Annotated in this window: 21 protein-coding genes and 1 tRNA gene; 9 read left to right on the top strand and 13 right to left on the bottom strand. The window is 69.5% G+C overall.

What is annotated here, in order from left to right:
- Positions 1-23 precede the first annotated feature (23 nt).
- Positions 24-620 (bottom strand): histidine phosphotransferase family protein, encoded by a 597-nt coding sequence (locus HCC78_RS16245; RefSeq protein WP_172329836.1) that lies wholly within the window; start codon positions 618-620, stop codon positions 24-26.
- A 32-nt stretch (positions 621-652) separates the two neighbouring features.
- On the opposite strand from HCC78_RS16245, the gene HCC78_RS16240 reads away from it, so the two are divergent.
- From HCC78_RS16240 to HCC78_RS16215, 6 genes are all read left to right on the top strand, one after another.
- Positions 653-826, top strand: a complete 174-nt coding sequence (locus tag HCC78_RS16240) for a DUF3553 domain-containing protein (protein ID WP_172329871.1) — start codon at positions 653-655, stop codon at positions 824-826.
- A gap of 119 nt (positions 827-945) precedes the next feature.
- Positions 946-1,740, top strand: a complete 795-nt coding sequence (locus tag HCC78_RS16235; protein ID WP_253949205.1) for a GNAT family N-acetyltransferase — start codon at positions 946-948, stop codon at positions 1,738-1,740.
- The gene (locus HCC78_RS16230) at positions 1,740-2,573 is read left to right on the top strand and encodes a 1-acyl-sn-glycerol-3-phosphate acyltransferase (RefSeq protein WP_172329835.1); all 834 of its coding nucleotides are present in this window, start codon (positions 1,740-1,742) and stop codon (positions 2,571-2,573) included. The genes HCC78_RS16235 and HCC78_RS16230 overlap by 1 nt, the downstream gene beginning before the upstream one ends.
- Positions 2,574-2,647: 74 nt before the next feature.
- On the top strand, positions 2,648-3,397 hold the full coding sequence (locus HCC78_RS16225) for a sulfite exporter TauE/SafE family protein (protein WP_172329834.1): 750 nt from the start codon (positions 2,648-2,650) through the stop codon (positions 3,395-3,397).
- Between the two features lie 43 nt (positions 3,398-3,440).
- Positions 3,441-3,989, top strand: coding sequence for a hypothetical protein (locus tag HCC78_RS16220; RefSeq protein WP_172329833.1), 549 nt, complete (start codon positions 3,441-3,443; stop codon positions 3,987-3,989).
- A gap of 53 nt (positions 3,990-4,042) precedes the next feature.
- Entirely contained in the window at positions 4,043-4,396 is a 354-nt protein-coding gene (locus tag HCC78_RS16215; protein WP_172329832.1) for an Mth938-like domain-containing protein, read from the top strand.
- A gap of 4 nt (positions 4,397-4,400) precedes the next feature.
- On the opposite strand, the gene queF is transcribed toward HCC78_RS16215, so the two are convergent.
- The 9 genes from queF to HCC78_RS16170 form a co-directional block, all read right to left on the bottom strand.
- Complete coding sequence (gene queF / locus HCC78_RS16210; protein ID WP_172329831.1) at positions 4,401-4,865, bottom strand: preQ(1) synthase; 465 nt, start codon at positions 4,863-4,865, stop codon at positions 4,401-4,403.
- On the bottom strand, positions 4,862-5,977 hold the full coding sequence (locus HCC78_RS16205) for a 2'-deoxycytidine 5'-triphosphate deaminase (RefSeq protein WP_172329830.1): 1,116 nt from the start codon (positions 5,975-5,977) through the stop codon (positions 4,862-4,864). The genes queF and HCC78_RS16205 overlap by 4 nt, the downstream gene beginning before the upstream one ends.
- 30 nt (positions 5,978-6,007) lie before the next feature.
- Positions 6,008-6,085: transfer RNA gene (locus tag HCC78_RS16200), tRNA-Pro, on the bottom strand.
- A gap of 67 nt (positions 6,086-6,152) precedes the next feature.
- Entirely contained in the window at positions 6,153-9,113 is a 2,961-nt protein-coding gene (locus HCC78_RS33230) for a MerR family transcriptional regulator (RefSeq protein WP_216671190.1), read from the bottom strand.
- A 79-nt stretch (positions 9,114-9,192) separates the two neighbouring features.
- The gene (gene ihfA, locus HCC78_RS16190) at positions 9,193-9,501 is read right to left on the bottom strand and encodes an integration host factor subunit alpha (RefSeq protein ID WP_172329829.1); all 309 of its coding nucleotides are present in this window, start codon (positions 9,499-9,501) and stop codon (positions 9,193-9,195) included.
- A gap of 103 nt (positions 9,502-9,604) precedes the next feature.
- Positions 9,605-10,579 carry a beta-ketoacyl-ACP synthase III gene (locus tag HCC78_RS16185; RefSeq protein ID WP_172329828.1) on the bottom strand — a complete coding sequence of 325 codons (975 nt, stop codon included), beginning with the start codon at positions 10,577-10,579 and terminating at the stop codon, positions 9,605-9,607.
- Complete coding sequence (plsX, locus tag HCC78_RS16180; RefSeq protein ID WP_172329827.1) at positions 10,576-11,688, bottom strand: phosphate acyltransferase PlsX; 1,113 nt, start codon at positions 11,686-11,688, stop codon at positions 10,576-10,578. Before plsX ends, HCC78_RS16185 begins: the two co-directional genes overlap by 4 nt.
- A 21-nt stretch (positions 11,689-11,709) precedes the next feature.
- The gene (gene rpmF / locus HCC78_RS16175) at positions 11,710-11,916 is read right to left on the bottom strand and encodes a 50S ribosomal protein L32 (protein ID WP_108261419.1); all 207 of its coding nucleotides are present in this window, start codon (positions 11,914-11,916) and stop codon (positions 11,710-11,712) included.
- A gap of 187 nt (positions 11,917-12,103) precedes the next feature.
- Complete coding sequence (locus HCC78_RS16170) at positions 12,104-12,700, bottom strand: DUF177 domain-containing protein (protein WP_172329826.1); 597 nt, start codon at positions 12,698-12,700, stop codon at positions 12,104-12,106.
- A 53-nt stretch (positions 12,701-12,753) separates the two neighbouring features.
- On the opposite strand from HCC78_RS16170, the gene HCC78_RS16165 reads away from it, so the two are divergent.
- From HCC78_RS16165 to HCC78_RS16155, 3 genes are read left to right on the top strand one after another with little or no spacing between them, the layout of a single operon-like run.
- Positions 12,754-13,281: an outer membrane protein assembly factor BamE gene (locus tag HCC78_RS16165; RefSeq protein WP_253949204.1), complete on the top strand. Its 528-nt coding sequence runs from the start codon at positions 12,754-12,756 to the stop codon at positions 13,279-13,281.
- Positions 13,278-14,048: a GNAT family N-acetyltransferase gene (locus HCC78_RS16160; protein ID WP_172329868.1), complete on the top strand. Its 771-nt coding sequence runs from the start codon at positions 13,278-13,280 to the stop codon at positions 14,046-14,048. Before HCC78_RS16165 ends, HCC78_RS16160 begins: the two co-directional genes overlap by 4 nt.
- 30 nt (positions 14,049-14,078) lie before the next feature.
- A complete protein-coding gene (locus HCC78_RS16155; RefSeq protein WP_172329825.1) occupies positions 14,079-15,119 on the top strand; it encodes a succinylglutamate desuccinylase/aspartoacylase family protein in 1,041 nt (346 codons plus the stop codon).
- Positions 15,120-15,131: 12 nt separating this feature from the next.
- Here HCC78_RS16155 and HCC78_RS16150 read toward each other — a convergent pair whose 3' ends face one another.
- The 3 genes from HCC78_RS16150 to mazG all read right to left on the bottom strand — a co-directional run bounded on the left by HCC78_RS16150 (position 15,132) and on the right by mazG (position 18,266).
- A complete protein-coding gene (locus tag HCC78_RS16150) occupies positions 15,132-16,247 on the bottom strand; it encodes a M12 family metallopeptidase (RefSeq protein WP_172329824.1) in 1,116 nt (371 codons plus the stop codon).
- 112 nt (positions 16,248-16,359) lie between these two features.
- Entirely contained in the window at positions 16,360-17,364 is a 1,005-nt protein-coding gene (locus HCC78_RS16145) for a Fe(3+) ABC transporter substrate-binding protein (protein ID WP_172329823.1), read from the bottom strand.
- 71 nt (positions 17,365-17,435) lie between these two features.
- On the bottom strand, positions 17,436-18,266 hold the full coding sequence (gene mazG / locus HCC78_RS16140; RefSeq protein ID WP_172329822.1) for a nucleoside triphosphate pyrophosphohydrolase: 831 nt from the start codon (positions 18,264-18,266) through the stop codon (positions 17,436-17,438).
- Between the last annotated feature and the right edge of the window lie 39 nt (positions 18,267-18,305).

The raw sequence follows: 18,305 nt of genomic DNA, 5'->3' as shown, positions 1-18,305 counted from the left end.
ACGGACCGCCGCGGCAGGCCCCGTCAGTAGCTAACGAGGATGTCGCGGTCGCGGATCTGGACCTCGGCCGTCAGGCCGAGGCTGTCCATCATTTCGGGGGCGAGGGCGAACTGCACCTGTGCCGGCGTGATGTCGAGATCGGCCGAGGGGCTGGTGAGCCGGTCCCACAGCTCGGGCATGACCTTCAGCTTCTCCGCCAGCCCGTGGATCCGCCAGGTGCCGTCCTGGCTGGTCACCACGATTTCTCCGCCATAGGGCATCGCGGTTTCCAGGCACTGGATCAGCAGGAAGGCCAGCTTCGCCTCGGGGCGGCTGACCGGCCCGCTGCAGTTCCAGGCGATCTTCACCCGGCCGCCGCGGGTGATGTCGTCGAGTATGCCGCTGACTTCCGTGCGGCCCATGGCCTGGTCGCTGCTCGACGCGCCGTAGGCGATGCGGTAGAAGCGGACACGTGCATTGGCATTGGCGACGCTTTCCGCGATCAGGGACATCTCGGCGCCGCCCGCGCCGGTCATGGAAAGCAGCTCAAGGCCATTGCCGATCGCGCCCAGCGGACTGATCAGGTCATGGCAGATCCGGGAACCCAGCAAGGCGGTCAGATCATGTGCATTCTTCGTCATTCCACGCTCTTTCCTATGAGAGACCGGCCATGATGAATTCGCTGCTCGAGCCGGGCATGCTGGTCCGCCATCCCACGCGCGCGGACTGGGGTCTCGGACAGGTTCAATCCAACATAAATGGTAAAATCACCGTTAACTTCGAGCATGCGGGCAAGGTTGTAATCGACGGGGCGTCGGTGGAGCTGGTTCTCGAGATCGAGCCCTGACGCTGCGCCGCGATGACCGGAATGCTTCATGTGACAAGCTTAGGAAGACTGGTTCGGCCGCGTCAAGGTATGACCGGCCGGGCGGGACGAATGTGGTAATTTTGCGGGAGGCCGCGGCCATGGCCATGACCGAAACCAGACCTGCGCAGGCTGCACCGGACTTCGAAGTCCGCCTGGCGCGCAGCGAGGAGGAGCTGCGCGCCTCGCAGCGGCTGCGCTACGAGGTCTTCGCCGAGGAACTGGGCGCAACGGGGCCGATGGTGGATCACGCCGCGCGGCTGGAGCGCGACCGCTTCGACCCGGTCTTCGACCACATGCTGGTCTTCGACCGCGCCCGTTCCGTTGTGCCGGAAGAGCAGGTCGTCGGCGTCTACCGGCTGCTGCCGGGCGAGCGGATCGCGGAAACCGGGGGCTTCTACGGCGACGGCGAATACGACCTGTCGGTGCTGAAATCCTCCGGCCGCAAGCTGCTGGAGCTCGGCCGCTCCTGCCTGCACCGCGACTACCGCGGCGGGGCGGCGATGTTCCATCTGTGGACCCAGCTGGCCGCCTACACGCTGGAGCAGGAGATCGAGATCCTCTTCGGCACGGCCAGCTTCCACGGCACCGATCTGCAGCAGCTGGCCGCCCCGCTGTCGCTGCTGCATCACCGCCACCTCGCGCCGGAGGACCTGCGGGTGCGCACGCTGCCCCAGTTCCACCATACGCTCGACCGGATGCCGGAGGCTGAGATCGACAAGCCCGCCGCGATGCGCGAAGTGCCCGCGCTGATCAAGGCCTATCTCCGGCTCGGCGGCCATGTCGGCGACGGCGCCTTCGTCGACCGCGAGTTCAACACCACCGACGTCTTCCTCGTGCTCGACGTCGCGCGGATGAACGCGCGCCAGCGGGCGATCTACACCAAGGGGCTGTGATGGCGGGCGTCACCTGGCATTCCGACACGCCGCCGGTCACCGCGCGGCCCGAAGGCGCCGCAGGCTGGCTGCGCGTCCTGCTGAGGGGCGGTCCCGTCATCCTGGCCATTGCCACTGGGCTGCTGCTGACGGCGCTCCTGCGGCTCGTTGAGGCACCGCTCTGCCGGTCCTCGCGGCCGGTCACGCCCTGGATCACCGTCGGCGTCTGCCGGATCGCGCTCCGCGGGCTGGGGCTGCCGCTCTCGGTGGAGGGGCGTCCCGATCCGCAGGCGCGGCTGCTGGTGTCGAACCACGTGTCCTGGACGGACATCTTCGTGCTGAACGCGCTCGGCCCGCTCTATTTCGTCGCCAAGTCCGAGGTCTCGGGCTGGCCCGGCATCGGCCTGCTGGCGCGGGCCACGGGCACGGTGTTCATCTCGCGCGATCCGCGGGCCTCGGCGGCCCAGGCGGCGATGCTGAAGGCGCGGCTCGGGGCCGGGCACCGGCTGATGGTCTTCCCCGAGGGGACCAGCACCGACGGCCGGCGCGTCGTGCCGTTCCGCAGCGCGATGTTCGGCGCGCTCGACGCCGCCGCGCCGGAGCTGAAGGTGCAGCCGCTGACCGTGGCCTACCATCCGCCCGAGGGCGCCGATCCGCGCTTCTACGGCTGGTGGGGCGACATGGACATGGGCCCGCACTTGCTGCAGCTGCTGTCGGCTCCGCGGCGCGGCCGGGTGCGGGTGATCTGGCATCCGGCGGTTCCCGCGGCCGGCACCGGCCGCAAGGAGCTGGCCCGCGGCACCGAGGACGCGGTGCGCGCCGGGCTGGCCGCCGAACTGGGCGAACTGGCCTGATCGGCCGCCGCGCGCTGGCGCTGGACGGGGCGGGGCGATCGGGATAGGCGGGGCCGGACCCGCGCGAGACGACCATGACCGACCTGTTCCAAGCCACCCTTTCCATGCCGGGACTCGTGCCGGTGCTGCTGGTGACCTTTGCCGCCGGGCTGGTCTACGGCTTCGCGGGCTTCGGCGCCGCGCTGATCTACATGCCGCTCGCCACGATCTGGGTGCCGCCGCCGGTTGCGGTGGCGGGGCTGGCCCTGTCGGCGGTCAGCTCGCTGGTGACGGTGGTGCCGCGCGCCATCCGGCAGGTCGAGCCGGGACCGACCGCGCTGATGATCGGCGCGGCATTGCTGACGGCGCCCCTCGGCATCTGGGTGCTGCGCACGGCCGATCCGCTGGCGCTGCGCTGGATGATGTCGGGCTTCGTCGCGCTGACCCTGGCGGCGCTGATGGCGGGCTGGCGGTACAGCGCGGTCCCCGGGCGGGCGGCGCGCGCGCTGGTCGGCGCGGCAACCGGAGTGGTCGGCGGCGCGACCGGGCTGACCGGGCCGGTGGTGATCCTGTTCCATCTCGGCGGGCAGGGCAGCGCCGCGGCCAACCGCGCCAACACGCTGGTCTTCCTCACCGTGCTGTCGCTGCTCCTGCTGCCGCAGCTGGCGCTGCAGGGGCTGCTCTCGGCACCGGCAATCGGGCTCGGCCTCCTGCAGCTCATCCCCTATGCGGCGGGGTCGAGGCTGGGACAGGCAATCTTCGATCCCTCGCGCGAGACGCTTTACCGGCGCAGCGCGTATGTGCTGATTGCCGCGGCGGTGGTCCTCGGCTTGCCGAAAGGCTGAGGCGGGGCCATGCTGCCGCGGGATCCCGTCCGGAGGCAGCGCCATGCTGATCGACACCTACCTTCCCGAATTCCATTTCCGCGAACGGCATGAATGCAGGGTGGCCGCGTCTCCGGCCGAAGTTCTGGCCGCGGCCCTGGCTGCCGATCCCCAGCAGGACCCGCTGTTCCGCGGTGCCATCGCGCTGCGCGAGCTGCCGGGCCGCCTGCTTGCCGGGGCCGGGGCGGCGCGCGCCGTGGGCACGCCATTCGGACTCGACCGGTTCGCCCTCCTCGGGACCGAGGAAGGGCGCGAGGCGGTCTTCGGTCTGGCGGGGCAGTTCTGGCGGTTGGATTACGGGCTGGCCCCGATCCCGGACGGCGCGGCGTTCCTTGGCTGGAAGGCCCCCGGCACGGCGCGGCTGGCGCTGAACTTCCGGGCCGATGCCGCCGGTCCCGGCATCGCCCGGCTGGTCACCGAAACCCGCGTCCATTGCGCCGATGCGGCAGCGCGACGGGCCTTTGCGCCCTATTGGCACCTCATCCGGCCGGTCAGCGGGCTGATCCGGCGGCGCATGCTGGCTATGATCGCGCGCGCTGCCGAAGCGGCGTGACGGCTGGCCGCGCGGCGGCAATGGCGCTAGATACGGGGAAGGAGGACCGCGACATGCGCCTGACCGAGATAGACTACCGCGACACGCCGCCCGTGGAGGGCTATGGCCCGGGCTTCTTCCGCATCGGCGGCGAGGTGGTGGAGGGCGGATTGCTGGTGCTGCCGGGGCTGCGCAGCGCCTGGGGCGGCTATGGCGACCTCGACGCGATCCTGGCGCGCGCGGCGCAGATCGACGTTCTGTTCGTCGGCACCGGGGCGGAAATGGATTATCTGCCCGCAGACCTGAAGGCGCGGCTCGAAGGCGCCGGGATCGGAGTGGAGCCGATGGCAAGCCCGGCGGCCTGCCGGACCTACAACGTGCTTCTCGCCGAGGGCCGCCGCATCGGGCTGGCGGCCCTCGCCGTCTAGGCGCTCAGCCGCGGCCGCGATAGGGCGGCACGCCCTGGTCCGGGATCCAGACGCCCTCGGGCACCGGGCCGGTCTGCCAGAACACGTCGATCGGGATGCCGCCGCGCGGGTACCAGTAGCCGCCGATGCGCAGCCAGCGCGGGCTCAGCGTCTCCACCAGCCGCGAGGCGACCATCAGCGTGCAGTCCTCGTGGAACGAGCCGTGGTTGCGGAACGATCCGAGGAACAGCTTCAGCGACTTGGATTCCACCAGCCACTGGTCCGGCACGTAGTCGATCACCAGATGCGCGAAATCCGGCTGGCCGGTCATCGGGCAGAGCGAGGTGAATTCCGGGCAGGCGAAGCGCACGACGTAATCCATCTCGGCACGCGCATTCGGCACGCGCTCCAGCGTGGCGGCTTCGGGGCTGGCGGGCATCTCGTTGCTGCCGCCCAGCTGGGTCAGGGCAGAGAAGCGCTCTTCGGTCATGAATGTCCTCCGCAGGCGGGGTCGGGGGCGAAATGCTTGGCCAGCTTCAGGCCCTGGCCCTGGTAGTTCGAGGCCAGATCCGCGCCGTAGAGCACGTCGGGCCGTTCGGTCATCCGTTCGTAGAGCAGCCGGCCCACGACCTGGCCGTGGTCGAGCGCGAAGGGCGCCTCGTGGCAGCGCACCTCGAGCACGCCGCGCGCGCCGTGTCCGCCCGCCGCGGCGTGGCCGAAGCCGGGGTCGAAGAAGCCCGCGTAATGCACGCGGAACTCGCCCACCATGGCGAAATATGGGGCCATCTCCGCGGCGCAGTCGGGCGGGATCGTCACCGCCTCGCGGCTGACCAGGATGTAGAAGGCGCCGGGATCGAGGATCAGGCGGCGCTCGTCGGTTTCCAGCCGCTCCCAGAATTCGCGGACGGGATACTCGCCGATCCGGTCGAGATCGATCACCCCGGTATGCGGCTTGGCGCGGTAGCCCACCAGCCCGCCGGGGCCGGGGCTGAGATCGACCGAGAAGCCCAGGCCTTCGGAGATCACCGCCGGGCCGCCATCGACCAGCGGCTCGGCCGCGTGGCGTGCCGCCAGTTCCGCGTCGTCCAGCACCGCGCGGCCGCGGCGCAGCCTGAGCTGGTTCAGCCGCATGCCCGGACGCACCAGCACCGAAAAGCTGCGCGGGCAGATCTCGGCATAGAGCGGTCCGTCGTAACCGGCGGGAATCCGGTCGAATTCTGTGCCGTTGTCGGTCACCAGCCGGGTCAGCAGGTCGAGCCTGCCGGTGGAGCTTTTCGCGTTTGCCACGCCTTCGATGCCGACCGGCATGTGCAGGCGCTCCATCAGCGGGACGAGATAGACGCAGCCCTTCTCCAGCACGGCGCCATCGGACAGGTCGATCCGGTGCATCAGGAAATCGGGCAGGCGGTCGGATATTTTCGCGTCCTTTCCGGCAAGGAAGGAGGCGCGAAGGCGATAGGCGGTATGGCCGAGGCGGAGGTCGAGCGAAGCGGGCTGGATCTGCCCCTCGACGAGGGGCTGCAGCGGCGCGATCACGCCGGTGTCCACCAGCTGCGCCAGCTCCTGACGTGGCAGAACCCCCTGTCCGTTTGCTTCGGTCATGGTTCCTCCACGTATCTTCGTGCGGTTATATGGTCGGGCCAGCGAGATTCGAACTCACGACCTTCCGTCCCCCAGACGGACGCGCTAACCAGGCTGCGCCATGGCCCGACGTTTGGGTCTTCTACTGTTTTCTCCGGCGGCTGCAAGGCGAAAATTTCAGTTTTTTCAGATTGACCTATGCGGCCCGGAGCCGGGCCTGCAGGGCGCGCAGGCGCTCGGCCTGCACGGCCACGGTTCCGGCGCCGAGACGGTCGAGGAGCTCTTCCCTGCCAAGCCCGCGCAGCTCTGCCGCCAGGCCGGGCGCGCCGGGACGCGGCGGGGTCTCGGGCGGATCCTGCGGCATCGCCGGGCGCGGCACGGCCCAGGCCGGAACGTCGCCCTGCGCGCCGCTCCCGGCCGCCGGAGAGGCGCCGGGCGCGCCGCCCTGAGGCCCCGGCTGGCCGGGTAGCCCTTGCTCTTGCGCGGCATCGGACGCGTCCAGGCCGTCCGTTGCATGGCCTGCCGCCAGCGCATCCAGCGCCGAATATCCCTGTCCGGGTTCCAGTTCCGCCTTTTCCTCGGCCGAAGCCGGCGGCGGCAGCACGTCCTGCTCCAGATCGTTGAAGAAGAACCCCTGGATCTGCGGGCGCCCCCCCGGCTGCGCGTCGCTGCGCCGGGTGCGGAACCCGCTTGACGGCTGGTCGGGCGCCGGCGCGGCCGGCGGCTGGGCCGGGCGCTTCCAGCGATGCGGGAAGAGAGGCGGCGGGGCGGATCCGGCCGGATCTCCTGCTGCGGACCCGTTGCCTCCGGAGGCGTCGGCGGACATGGCCTCCGGACCGGCAGCGTCTTCCGGAAGCGGGTCGGTCCGGTCACCGGTCTCTTCCTCCGCGGCTGCATCTGCCGGGAAATCACCTGCGTCGCCGTCTTCCGTCGCCGGGGCGAAGCTTTCGCCGCCAGGAACATCCTCCGGCCCGGCAACGAAGCCGGCAGGCTCGGGTGCGGCATCGGCCGATTCTTCCGGAGCGTCACTGGCGTCATGCGCAAAGGAGATCGGCCAAGCCGCCGTGTCGCCTGCGTATTCTTCGGGGGGATCATCGTCCTCCGTGCCCGTCGCGAACGGCGCGGCGATTTGGTCCTCTGCTGCGGCCATGGTCGGAGCGTCTGCCGCATCGTCCGGCTGGAGCCCGCCCCAACTGGCCGGGGCTTCGCCGTCTGCCAGGTCAGGAGCATTGCCGAACTGCGCCGCGGGGGCGGGATCGTCTGCTGCCGCTTGGGGCATGTCTTCTTGCAACGGACTCGTGGCTGCCGGGTCGTGCGTTGCCATGGGGGCACGGGCCGGACGGTCCGGCCCGGCGCTCTCCCCCGCAAATTCCGCCATGCCGCCCGCGCTGACAGGTTCGCCGGTGCCGGGGAACTCGTCCGCGCCGGGCTCTGCATCCATTGCGGCGCCGAAGTCTCCCTCCGCTCCGTCGTCGGAGGGGGCGTCGGGCCAGCTTCCCTGCGGGAGATCCGCCGGGGTGGAAACTTCGGGCTCGGGATGCGCGCCGTCCTCCATCTCGGGGGGCGGAACTGCTTCGAATTCCGCTGCGCCGGCAGCTTGCCAGACCGGAGCCGGCGGCTGCATGTCGGGACCGGCGGCGGGTGGCGTCCACTCGGCAGGCTCTTCCGCATCGGGGCCGGATTGGACAGGTTCGGTCACCGCGCCGTTGTCCTCGCTGCCGGGCGAGCCGGAATCCTGCCATTCGGCGGGCTCATCCGGAAAAGTCTCCCCGGCGGTTCCGCCAGCAAGGAAGGTTGCCTCGTCCGGGCCGGGCTCGGGCCGATCGAAATGGGCCTGCGCAGCAGAATCTGGGGAAGATTGCGCCGGATCGGACGGCGCATCGGCCTCCCCGCCGCCGGGGGAGATGGACTCTGGCCATGCCGAAGGGACATCTGTCGCAAATTCGGGTGCGGCTTCGGAGGCGGCAGCAGGGGGGGCAAGGTCTTCGGTCTGGCTTGCAGGCGCTCCGGTGGCAGGCCCGGGGACGGGATGCGCGGCGTCGGGCTCCGTGCCGGCCCCCTTGGCGATCCGGCTGGAAGAGAAGGAAATCGGCCAGGCCCCGGCGTCTTCCGCGTCCTGGTCGGAAACCATCTCGGTGCCGGCGGATGTGCCGGTGGCCTCATCGGCTGCCGCCATGTCGTTGGGACTGTCCGGGTCGTCCGCGCTGCCGAACGGCGCCGGCCAGGATGCATCGCTGTCCGCTTTGAGCGCCTCGCCAGAATCGGCATCTGGCAGTGCCGCTTCCTCCGGTGCATCGACGAAGGAGGGGGGCGAGGTGGCCGGGGCAGGGCGTCCGCTGTCCGGCATGGCGGAGGCCGACGCATCCCATGGCGGGCTGTCCTGCCATGCCGCATCGTCTGCCGGGGCGGCCTGTGGGCCGCCTTCGGCATTCAAGTCCGCGGCATCGCCGCCGGAAAGATCGCCCAGGCCGTCAGCGGCGGCTGCCTCGTCATAGGCCTCGCCGAAGGACGCGGGCCAGGGCTCGGTCAGGGACGCCGCCACTGGCGGTGCCTCCGGCTCCGCAGCGTCGAAGGGCGCCGCCGGCCGGGAGTCTTCAAGGCTGCCGTCACTGGACATGTCCGGCTGCCGGAAGGCGTCCTGCGGCGGCGGTGCGTCTGGCATCGGGGAGCCGGAGGGGTCGCTGTCTCCGGCGACGTCCGCTGGGGCGGGTGCACTGCCGTGCTGGCCGCTGCTTTCCGGAACGGGATCGGTCGGCGCCGTGCCAGGGCCGCTGTCCATGTCCGGACCGGACGGCACAGCGGCCGGTTCCTCCGATGGTTGCCCGGTGGAGGCGAATGTCAGGCGGGAGACGGGGCGGGGCGCTGCGCCGCCGATATCGGGTCCGGCATCCGGGGCATAGGCAGCCACGGCGTCGGTGCCCCGGGCGTTGAGAAGCTCCTGCACCTCGCGGATGCTCTGGCCGCGGACATGGAGCATCTCCTTGATCCCGCCGAGCAGCCGAACGTCCTCGGGGCGGTAGTAGCGCCGCCCGCCCGCGCGCTGCACCGGGGCGAGCTGGGGAAACCGGCTCTCCCAGAAGCGCAGGACATGCGTCGGCGTGTCCAGCCATTTCGACACTTCGGAAATCGTACGGAACGCGTCCGGAGACTTTTCCATGATCTGCCCGCCAGCGAATTGCAATGGGCCCGCCGCCACGGGTGCGGCGGCCGGCCGGGTCAGGGATTGTTAACCGGGATCAGGTTTCCGAACGGTTACCTTGGGCGACGCGTTCCTTCATCAGGTGCGACGGGCGGAAGGTCAGGACGCGGCGGGGATGGATCGGAACCTCCTGGCCGGTCTTGGGGTTGCGGCCGACCCGCGCCGCCTTCTCGCGGACGTTGAACGTCCCGAAGGAGGAGATCTTCACGCTGTCCCCCGAGGCGAGCGCATCGCTGAGATGCGCCAGGACCGTCTCCACGAGCTGCGCGGATTCGTTCCGGGACAGCCCGACTTCTCGGAACACGGCTTCGCTCAGGTCCATCCGTGTCAGCGTCTTTCCGGTCATGCTGTCCCCCCGTCTTTTGCGGTCTATGGTTGCACGACCATAGGAACGGCGCGGAACGAGAGTCAATATCCCCGGAACTCAATGGGTTGGGGGAAAGGCCGGTTTACCACCGGATGACGGCGGATCCCCAGGCGAGTCCGCCGCCGATTGCCTCGACCACGACCAGCTCGCCCTGCTTGATCTTGCCCTCTGCCTTGCCGACCGAGAGGGCGAGGGGAATCGAGGCCGCGGAGGTGTTGCCGTGGTCCTGCACGGTGACGATCACCCGTTCCATCGGCACGCCCAGCTTGTGCGCGGTGCCCTTGATGATCCGCAGGTTTGCCTGGTGCGGGACGATCCAGTCGATGTCCTCGCCGCTCAACCCCAGCTTGCCGAGCGAGGTCTTGGCGGTCGAGGCCAGCTTCTCCACTGCATGGCGGAAGACTTCCTTGCCCTGCATGCGGAGGTGGCCGGTGGTCTGGGTCTCGGAGACGCCGCCGTCGACATAGAGGATATCCTTGTAGCGGCCGTCGGAATTCAGGTCCGAGGCGAGGATGCCGCGGTCGGTCACGTCGCCCTTGCCTTCGCCGGCCTCCAGCACCAGCGCCCCCGCGCCGTCGCCGAACAGCACGCAGGTGCCGCGGTCGGTCCAGTCCATGATGCGCGAGAAGGTCTCGGCGCCGATCACCAGCACGCGCTCTGCCTGGCCCGAGAGGATCAGGCCGTTGGCATTGGTCAGCGCGAAGATGAAGCCCGCGCAGACTGCCTGGACGTCATAGGCGAAGCCGCGGGTCATGCCCAGCTTGGCCTGGACCATGGTCGCGCAGGAGGGGAAGGTGAGGTCGGCGGTGGAGGTCGCCACGACGATCGCATCGATGTCGTCGGGCTTCAGCCCGGCATCCTTCAGCGCGGCCTCGGCCGCTGCAGCCGCCAGATCCGAGGTCGTCTGCCCCTCGGCCGCGAAATGCCGCCGCTCGATGCCGCTGCGCGTCCGGATCCACTCGTCCGAGGTGTCCACCAGGCTCTCGAAGTAGCTGTTGGGGACGATGCGTTCGGGCAGGCAGTGGCCCACCCCCCGGATCATCGCGCGTCGTGTCATTTTTGGTTACCGTATAACTGCCCGAGCTGCTGGGCACCTTGGCGCGCCTCGTCGAGGGATGCAACCCGATGGGCGAGCTGGCCGGGAAGGTCGGCCTTGGCGAGCTCGAAGGCAAGCTTGACCGCGGACTGCACCCCCATCGCGTCGGAGGAGCCGTGCGACTTGACCACGGTGCCGTTCAGCCCGAGGAACACGCCGCCGTTGACCCGGCGGGGATCGATGCGCTTGCGCAGCCGCAGCAGCGAGGTCAGCGCCAGCAGCGAGGCGATGCGGGACAGGATGGAATGGCGGAAGGCCTGCTTCAGCGCGTCCGAGATCAGCCGCGCGGTGCCTTCGCCGGTCTTCAGCGCGATGTTTCCGGTGAAGCCGTCGGTGACCACGACGTCGATCTTGTCCGAGGGGATGTCGCCGCCCTCGATATAGCCCACATAGTCGAACAGCCCGGTCTTGGCGGCGTCGAGCAGCATGTCATGCGCGACCTTCAGCTCGGCGCGGCCCTTGTGCTCTTCTGTGCCGACATTCAGCAGGCCGATGCGCGGGCGCTCCAGCTCCAGCGCGATCTGCGCGTAGAAGGCGCCCATGATCGCGTACTGGACCAGGTCCTCGGCCTCGGCGCGGATATCCGCGCCGACATCGAGCATGACGTTGAACCCGGCCGCGGTGCGCGACGGCCAGAGGCAGGCGATGGCAGGACGGTTCACGCCGGGCAGCTTGCGCAGCCGGATCATCGACAGCGCCATCAGCGCGCCGGTATTGCCGCAGGAGACGCAGGCGCTGGCCTCGCCCTCGCGGACCGCGTCGACCGCGGCCCACATCGAGGTGCCCTTGCCGTGGCGCATCACGTGGCTCGGCTTCGAGTCCATCGTGACCACGCCTTCGACATGGCGGATCTCGCAGCGTTCCCGCAGGAGCGGGCGCTTCTTCAACAGCGGCTCGAGCTCGGCTTTGTTGCCGAACACGAGGAAGCGCATGCGCCGGTTGCGCCAGAGGGCCTTGTTCAGGCCGCTCATGACCACGGCGGGGCCGTTGTCCCCGCCCATCGCGTCAATGGACAGGACGATAGCACCGGAGTCGCCGTTGCCCTTTCTGGGCTGTGCCGCCTTCGTCATGTCCTGCGTCTGGGCCGTGGCTTATGCCGCGTCGTCTTCGAGATCGACTTCTTCTGCCGCTGCGACGACTTCGCGGTCGTCATAGTGGCCGCAGGCGCCGCAGACGTGGTGCGGGCGCTTCAGCTCGCCGCAGTTCGGGCATTCGGCGGGGTTGCCGGCGGTCAGCGCGTCGTGCGAACGGCGCATGTTGCGGCGGGATTTCGTGACTTTATTCTGGGGGACTGCCATGTCTCAACCTCAGGTAGGCCGGGGCATGCCCGGGTTTGCTTGCGTTCTGGGCCTTCCGGGGCCCGGTGAATAGGGACGGCAACAGGGCCGGAGCCCGCGGCTGACCAGCCCTGAAAACGAGACCGGTTCAATACTCTTCTCGGGCGGAAGTGCAACCGTTTTTTGCGGTTCCGGGACCGGAGCCGCGCTATTCTCCGCCGCTTTCGCCCGAATCCCCGCCCGAAAGCTTGCCGCGCAGCGCGGCGAGACCGGCGAAGGGCTTCACTTCCTCGTCCGTCATCGGGGCCTTGCCCGGTTCGGTCACCGCGGTTCCGCCGAATCCCGCCCCTTCCGCGCGCGGATAGAGCGGCAGCGCCAGCGCCAGCGCCTCGTGCATCACTTCCTTTAGGTCCAGGACCCGCGGCAGCGGTTCGGCGGTGTCGTCCTCGGGCATCTCGGCCTCGGCGGAGGCGTCGGGATCCTCCCAGACGGCGAGATAGCGCCGCTCGGTGTCTTCCTCCAGCCGGGTGGTCACCGGTTCCAGCGTGACGGTGCAGGGCTGCACCACGGTGGCGCCCAGATGCGCCTCCAGCCGCCAGTCGCGGCTGTTCTCGGGCAGGACCCGGCCCTCGAAGCGGAGCTTGCGCAGCCCAAGCAGGTCGAGATCCGCGCGCAGCGCCTCCATGTCGGCGGCGCCGGGTTCCAGCCGGAAGGCGCCGCCGTCCTTCGGCAGCTTCGAGAAGACGACTTCCGTGCCCTCGATTCGATGGGGGCCCTCGCCTTTGTCGGCGGCTCTGGAGCTCATGGCTGCATCCTTCCTTGAAGTGGCGCGCCGGCTTGGATAACTCGGGGGGCAGCATGCGGGCAAGCCGGCAGGACCGGCTGACCGCGCAATCGGAACGGACGGAAGTGCAGGTGATGGCGGTGGGTCGGATCAAGAGCGCGATTCTGGGCACGGGCCTGGCAATGGCCCTGGCAGGGCTCTCGGCCTGCACCACGATGGTCGACAATTACGGCTACGTGCCGACGGACATGCAGCTGTCCGAAATCCAGGTCGGCGGCGACACCCGCGACAGCGTCGCCGAAAAGGTCGGCGCGCCGCCGCTGGAGGACTTCCGCCGCGACAACGTCTGGTACTACGTGTCCTCGAAGACCGAGACCTATGCTTGGAAGGCGCCGAAGACGGTCGAGCGCCAGGTGGTTGCGATCCGCTTCGCCGATGGCGGCTCCGTCACCAATATCGAGCGCTTCGGCCTGCAGGACGGCGAGGTCGTGACCCTGTCGCGCCGCGTCACCGAAAGCGCGGTGCCCGACATGGGATTCGTGCGCGGCCTGCTCAACAACACCTCGCTGCGTCCGGCCTTGCCGGCCGAAGACACGCTCTGAGCCAGGCCGTCGCCCCGTCGGGCGGACGCTTCCGGCTGCGCGAAGCCTGCGGCGCGGAGGATCTGCGCCGCACGGAGTCCCTGCGCGCGCTGGCCTTCCGCGGCGATGCCGCACTGCCCGATTTCGACGGCCTGGACGCGGCGTGCCGCCATGTGCTGGTCGAGGAGGCGGCCACCGGCGCGCTGGCCTGCTGCTTCCGCGTGCTGCCGCTGGCCTCGGGGGCAGAGGCGCAGCGCAGCTATGCCGCCCGCCATTACGACCTGTCGCCGCTGGCCGCGGCGCCGGGGCCGCTGCTGGAGCTCGGCCGCTTCTGCCTGGCGCCGGGGCTGCGCGATCCCGACATCCTGCGGCTCGCCTGGGCGGGGCTGGCGTCCATGGTCGAGGAGACCGGCGCCGCGATGATCTTCGGCTGCAGCTCCTTTCCGGGCACCGATCCGGCCGCCCATGCCGAGAGCTTCGCGCTGCTGGCCGAGCGCCATCTTGCCCCCGCCGCCTGGCGTCCCGGCCCCGGCGGGGCGGCGGAGCGCGTGGCCCTCGCCGCCGTCGCGAAGCCCGATCCGCTGCGCGCCATGCAGCGGATGCCGCCGCTCCTGCGCAGCTATCTGCGGCTCGGCGGGCGGGTGGGCGACCATGCGGTGATCGACCGGGATCTGGGCACGCTGCATGTCTTCACCGGGCTCGAAACCGCGGCGGTTCCGCCGCAGCGCGCGGCGCGGCTGCGCCAGCTTTCCGCCGGGCGCTTGCCAGCGGCGGGGACGGGTGGTTAGCTCGCGCGGACCAGCCCGAGGAGTGCCGCCGTGACCAACCGTGCCCCTTTCCTGATCGGCAGCCAGCGCATCCCGCCGGGTTCCCGCCGCACCGTCGACCTGCCGGTCAGCGTGCTGTCGGACCACACGCCGGTCAGCATGTCGGTCCATGTCATCCACGGCCGCAAGGACGGTCCGGTGCTGTTCGTCTCGGCCGCCGTGCACGGCGACGAGGTGATCGGGGTTGAGATCGCGCGCCGCCTGCTGCGCAGCCCGCATCTCGACCGGATCTCGGGCACGCTGATGGTGATTCCGATCGTCAACACCTTCGGCTTCCTCAACCATTCCCGCTACCTGCCGGACCGGCGCGACCTGAACCGGTCCTTCCCGGGCTCCGAGACCGGCTCGCTGGCCGGGCGGCTCGCGCATCTCTTCATGACCGAAATCGTCGGCCGTGCCGATCTGGGCATCGACCTGCATTCCGCCGCGATCCACCGGATGAACATGCCGCAGATCCGCGTCAGTCCCGGCAAGCCCGAGACCATGGCCCATGCCGAGGCCTTCGGCGCGCCGGTGATCATCCGCTCGAAGCTGCGCGACGGGTCGCTCCGGGCCGTCGCGCAGGCCGAAGGCGTCGATATCCTGCTCTACGAGGCTGGCGAGGGGCTGCGCTTCGACGAGACATCGGCCCGGGCGGGCGTTGCCGGGGTGCTGCGGGTGATGCACAGCCTCGGCATGATTCCCAAGCGCGGCGTGCCGATCCCCTCGGTGGCGCCGCTCAGGGCGTCGAAGACGGAGTGGGAGCGCGCGCCCGCGGGCGGGCTGATGCGCGCCTTCAAGAGCTGCGGCGAGATGGTCGCGGCGGGGGATCTCCTGGGGATCATCTCCGATCCGTTCGGCGAGGCAGAGGCCGAACTGACGGCCTCTGCGGGCGGGCTGATCGTCGGGCGCACCAACCTGCCGATCGTCAACGAGGGCGACGCGCTGTTCCATATCGCAGATGTCGAGACGGAAGGCGCCGAGCGGCGGATCGAGAGCCTCTCGGCCCAGCTCGACGCGGCGCCGCTCTTCGACGAGGACGAGATCATCTGAAGGCCGCCCGGCTCAGCTGCGGGCGAAGTCCAGCGTCCAGCGCAGGTAGCGGTTGGAATAGCTCTCTTCGCCCTGCTTTTTCCGGGCGTGGTTCGGGCCGCCGTCGAGATAGCTCGCCGTGTGGGGGTTGTAGAGCACGTAATAGTCGCCGATCCGCTCGAACTGCCAGCGCAGGAACGGATTGCGCGCGCTGTCCCCGTGGGACCCGTCGCGGGTGTGGTCCGGTCCGGCATCGAGATAGCGGTCGGCATGGGCGTTGTGGAGCAGGTAGCCGCGGCTGTCCGGCCGCACGGGCTGCCAGCGGAGGAATGGGTTGGTCTGCCCGTCATCGTGCTTGGACAGCCGGATGTGGTCGGGCCCGGCGTCCAGATAGCCCGCGGCCTGGGCGCAGTGCAGCACGCAGTCGCGGCCGATGCCCTCAACCGTCGCGAAGGCCGGCTTGTCCGCGCAGCGGCGGGGATAGAGCGCGTTGACCGCGCGCACGGCATCCGCATTCAGCCATTCCGGCGTGTCCCAGCGGCGCGACGGGTCGGGGATGTATTCCATCGTCCGCTTGCCGCTGCTGCTGCCGGCGGTGTCCCAGTACTGCATGAAGGAACCGAGATTGTAGGGAATGCCGTAATTCTCGGAGTCGTCGACGCGGGCCCAGTCGCCGTCGGTGCTGGCCGCCAGCGCGGGGTCGAGGAAGCGGATGAACTGGTCCCGGTCCGAGCGGCTCTGCTCGTGGATCAGGCCCAGCACATGGCCGAGCTCGTGCAGGGAGCGGACATTCTTGTTGATGTGGACGTCCCGCGATCCGCTGGACGGCGCGCCGATCCGGGTGAAGTTTCCCGTGCCGTCGTCGATGAAGGTGACATAGCTCTGGCCGGGCGCAGTCAGCAGCCCGCTCGGGGTCAGCCTCAGAAAGGCGTTGGTCTTCTGGTTCAGCTCGGTGATGGCCGCCATGATCACCGGCATCTGGCTATGGGTGACCGCGCTTTCCATGTGGATCGGCACCAGCCCGCCGGGCCAGAGTTTCGGGTTCTTCCGGCTTGCCGCGCGCAGCGGGGTGCCGGGCAGGGCCGCCGCGGCGGCGGCTCCGAGAGCGGAAAGAAGGAATTGCCGCCGGTTGCGGTGGGTGTCGGTCATGTCGGCCTCCGTTGTTGGTCTGCGGAGACGCTAGGCCGGGCGGCGGCCGGGCTCTGTGCGCTGGGGCACGGAGTGCCGGACGGGCATGGAATACCCGTCCGGCGTGGTCAGGTCAGCCGTCGAAATCGACTTCCTCGATCAGCCGCAGCGCCGGCGGGCGCGAGGCGGCGAGGTCCTTCAGCGGCAGCGTGTCCGGCTCGAAGCTGCCCCAGGAGGCGACCCGCTCGGAGGGCGGCGTGTCTGGCGAGATCGGGTATTCGTCGTTCAGCGTCGCATACAGCTTCTGGCCCTCGGGGGAAGCGAGGAATTCCATCAGCTTGACCGCGTTCTCGCGGTTCGGCGCCGCCTTGGTCATCGCGATGCCCGAGATGTTCACATGGGTGCCGCCATTCTCGAAGACCGGGAACAGCAGGCGCACGCTTTCGGCCCACGGCACCTGCTCGGGATCGTCGAGCATCTGGCCCATGTAGTAGGTATTGCCCAGCGAGATGTCGCATTCGCCCGCCCAGATCGACTTGACCTGCGCGCGGTCGTTGCCCTGCGGCTTCTTCGCCAAGTTGGCCTTCAGCCCTTCCAGCCAGGTCTTGGTGGCGTCCTCGCCGTGATGCAGCATGTAGGCCCCGGCCAGGGCGACATTGTATTCATGCGTGCCCGAGCGGGTGCAGATCCGGCCCTTCCACTTGGGATCGGCCAGGTCTTCGTAGGTGGTGATCTCGTCATCCGCGACCCGGTCCTTGGCGGCATAGACCACGCGGGCGCGGCTGGTCACGGCGAACCAGCGGTTGTCGGGATCGCGGAACTCTGCCGGGATGTCGGCGGTCAGAATGTCGGAACCGACCGGCTGGATCACGCCGGCATCGACGATTTCCATCAGCCGCGCGATGTCGACGGTGAACACCAGGTCGGCCGGGCTGCGGTCGCCCTCCGCCTGCAGCCGTTCGACCATCCCCTTGTTGAGGAAGGCGACATTGACCGCGATGCCGGTCTCTTCGGTGAAGACGTCGAAGATCGGCTCGATCAGCTCCGGCTGGCGGTAGGAATAGACATTCACCTCCTGGGCCATGGCGGTGCTGCCCAGAAGGGAAGCGGCGAGGACGGAGAGGGCGGACAGGCGCATGGGGGTACTCCGGTTGCGAAACTACCGGGAGTAGAACATGACTAAAACAGTCGGTCAATAGTCCGAGTGTTTCACTTGGCTTTTGCCGCAGCCTTCTCCGCCGCTTTCGCCGCGTCCCAGATCGAGTCCATCTCGGCCAGGTCGGACTCGTCCGGGGTCTTGCCGCGGGCGGCCAGCTCGGCCTCGATCGCGCGGAACCTGCGCGTGAACTTGGCATTTGCCGCGCGCAGGGCCTCCTCGGGCTCCACCTTCAGGTGCCGCGCGAGATTGGCCATGACGAAGAGCAGGTCGCCCATCTCCTCGAAGACCTCGTCCTGGCTCAGTTCGTCGCGCGCCTCCACCAGCTCGGCGGTCTCCTCGGCGATCTTCGCCAGCACCTCGTCGGTCGAGGGCCAGTCGAATCCGACCCGCGCGGCGCGCTTCTGCAGCTTCACCGCCCGCGTCAGCCCCGGCAGGTTCAGCGCCACGTCGTCGAGCACGCCGCCCTTGGCCCGTGCCGCGCGCTCGGCCGCCTTGATCGTCTCCCAGTCGGCGGTCTGCTGTTCCGAGGACTTGTCGCGGCTCTCGTCGCCGAAGACATGCGGATGGCGGTGGATCATCTTCTGCGCCACCGTGTCGGCGACGGCGTGGAAGTCGAACAGCCCCGCCTCGTCTGCCATCTGCGCGTGATAGACCGTCTGCAGCAGCAGGTCGCCCAGCTCGCCCTCGAGCTCGCCCCAGGCCTGCCGCTCGATGGCGTCGGCGACCTCGTAGGCCTCCTCGATCGTGTAGGGGGCGATCGTGCCGAAATCCTGCTCGATGTCCCAGGGGCAGCCCGTCTCGCGGTCGCGCAGGCGCCGCATGATCTCCAGGAGCCGCGGCAGGCCTTCTGCGGTGTCGAAGATCGGGTCGCGGTCGCTCATGGGGCAGCCTCCGGGCTCAGTGGGACAATTGGTCCGCGC

Origin of the sequence: Mangrovicoccus sp. HB161399 (assembly GCF_013184745.1) — a bacterium.
GTDB lineage: Bacteria > Pseudomonadota > Alphaproteobacteria > Rhodobacterales > Rhodobacteraceae > Mangrovicoccus.
Note: the sequence above shows the minus strand (reverse complement) of the source record. Positions and strands in the feature narration are given on the sequence as shown.

Coding starts and splice junctions, on each gene's coding strand:
- HCC78_RS16205 (WP_172329830.1), bottom strand. CDS start 5,977: ATGACCGAAGCAAACGGACAGGGGGTTCTGCCACGTCAGGAGCTGGCG.
- HCC78_RS16185 (WP_172329828.1), bottom strand. CDS start 10,579: ATGACACGACGCGCGATGATCCGGGGGGTGGGCCACTGCCTGCCCGAA.
- HCC78_RS33230 (WP_216671190.1), bottom strand. CDS start 9,113: ATGGAAAAGTCTCCGGACGCGTTCCGTACGATTTCCGAAGTGTCGAAA.
- mazG (WP_172329822.1), bottom strand. CDS start 18,266: ATGAGCGACCGCGACCCGATCTTCGACACCGCAGAAGGCCTGCCGCGG.
- HCC78_RS16165 (WP_253949204.1), top strand. CDS start 12,754: ATGCGGGCAAGCCGGCAGGACCGGCTGACCGCGCAATCGGAACGGACG.
- HCC78_RS16225 (WP_172329834.1), top strand. CDS start 2,648: ATGACCGACCTGTTCCAAGCCACCCTTTCCATGCCGGGACTCGTGCCG.
- HCC78_RS16235 (WP_253949205.1), top strand. CDS start 946: ATGGCCATGACCGAAACCAGACCTGCGCAGGCTGCACCGGACTTCGAA.
- HCC78_RS16240 (WP_172329871.1), top strand. CDS start 653: ATGAATTCGCTGCTCGAGCCGGGCATGCTGGTCCGCCATCCCACGCGC.
- HCC78_RS16230 (WP_172329835.1), top strand. CDS start 1,740: ATGGCGGGCGTCACCTGGCATTCCGACACGCCGCCGGTCACCGCGCGG.
- HCC78_RS16245 (WP_172329836.1), bottom strand. CDS start 620: ATGACGAAGAATGCACATGATCTGACCGCCTTGCTGGGTTCCCGGATC.
- plsX (WP_172329827.1), bottom strand. CDS start 11,688: ATGACGAAGGCGGCACAGCCCAGAAAGGGCAACGGCGACTCCGGTGCT.
- HCC78_RS16170 (WP_172329826.1), bottom strand. CDS start 12,700: ATGAGCTCCAGAGCCGCCGACAAAGGCGAGGGCCCCCATCGAATCGAG.
- HCC78_RS16145 (WP_172329823.1), bottom strand. CDS start 17,364: ATGCGCCTGTCCGCCCTCTCCGTCCTCGCCGCTTCCCTTCTGGGCAGC.
- HCC78_RS16150 (WP_172329824.1), bottom strand. CDS start 16,247: ATGACCGACACCCACCGCAACCGGCGGCAATTCCTTCTTTCCGCTCTC.
- queF (WP_172329831.1), bottom strand. CDS start 4,865: ATGACCGAAGAGCGCTTCTCTGCCCTGACCCAGCTGGGCGGCAGCAAC.
- rpmF (WP_108261419.1), bottom strand. CDS start 11,916: ATGGCAGTCCCCCAGAATAAAGTCACGAAATCCCGCCGCAACATGCGC.
- HCC78_RS16220 (WP_172329833.1), top strand. CDS start 3,441: ATGCTGATCGACACCTACCTTCCCGAATTCCATTTCCGCGAACGGCAT.
- HCC78_RS16215 (WP_172329832.1), top strand. CDS start 4,043: ATGCGCCTGACCGAGATAGACTACCGCGACACGCCGCCCGTGGAGGGC.
- ihfA (WP_172329829.1), bottom strand. CDS start 9,501: ATGACCGGAAAGACGCTGACACGGATGGACCTGAGCGAAGCCGTGTTC.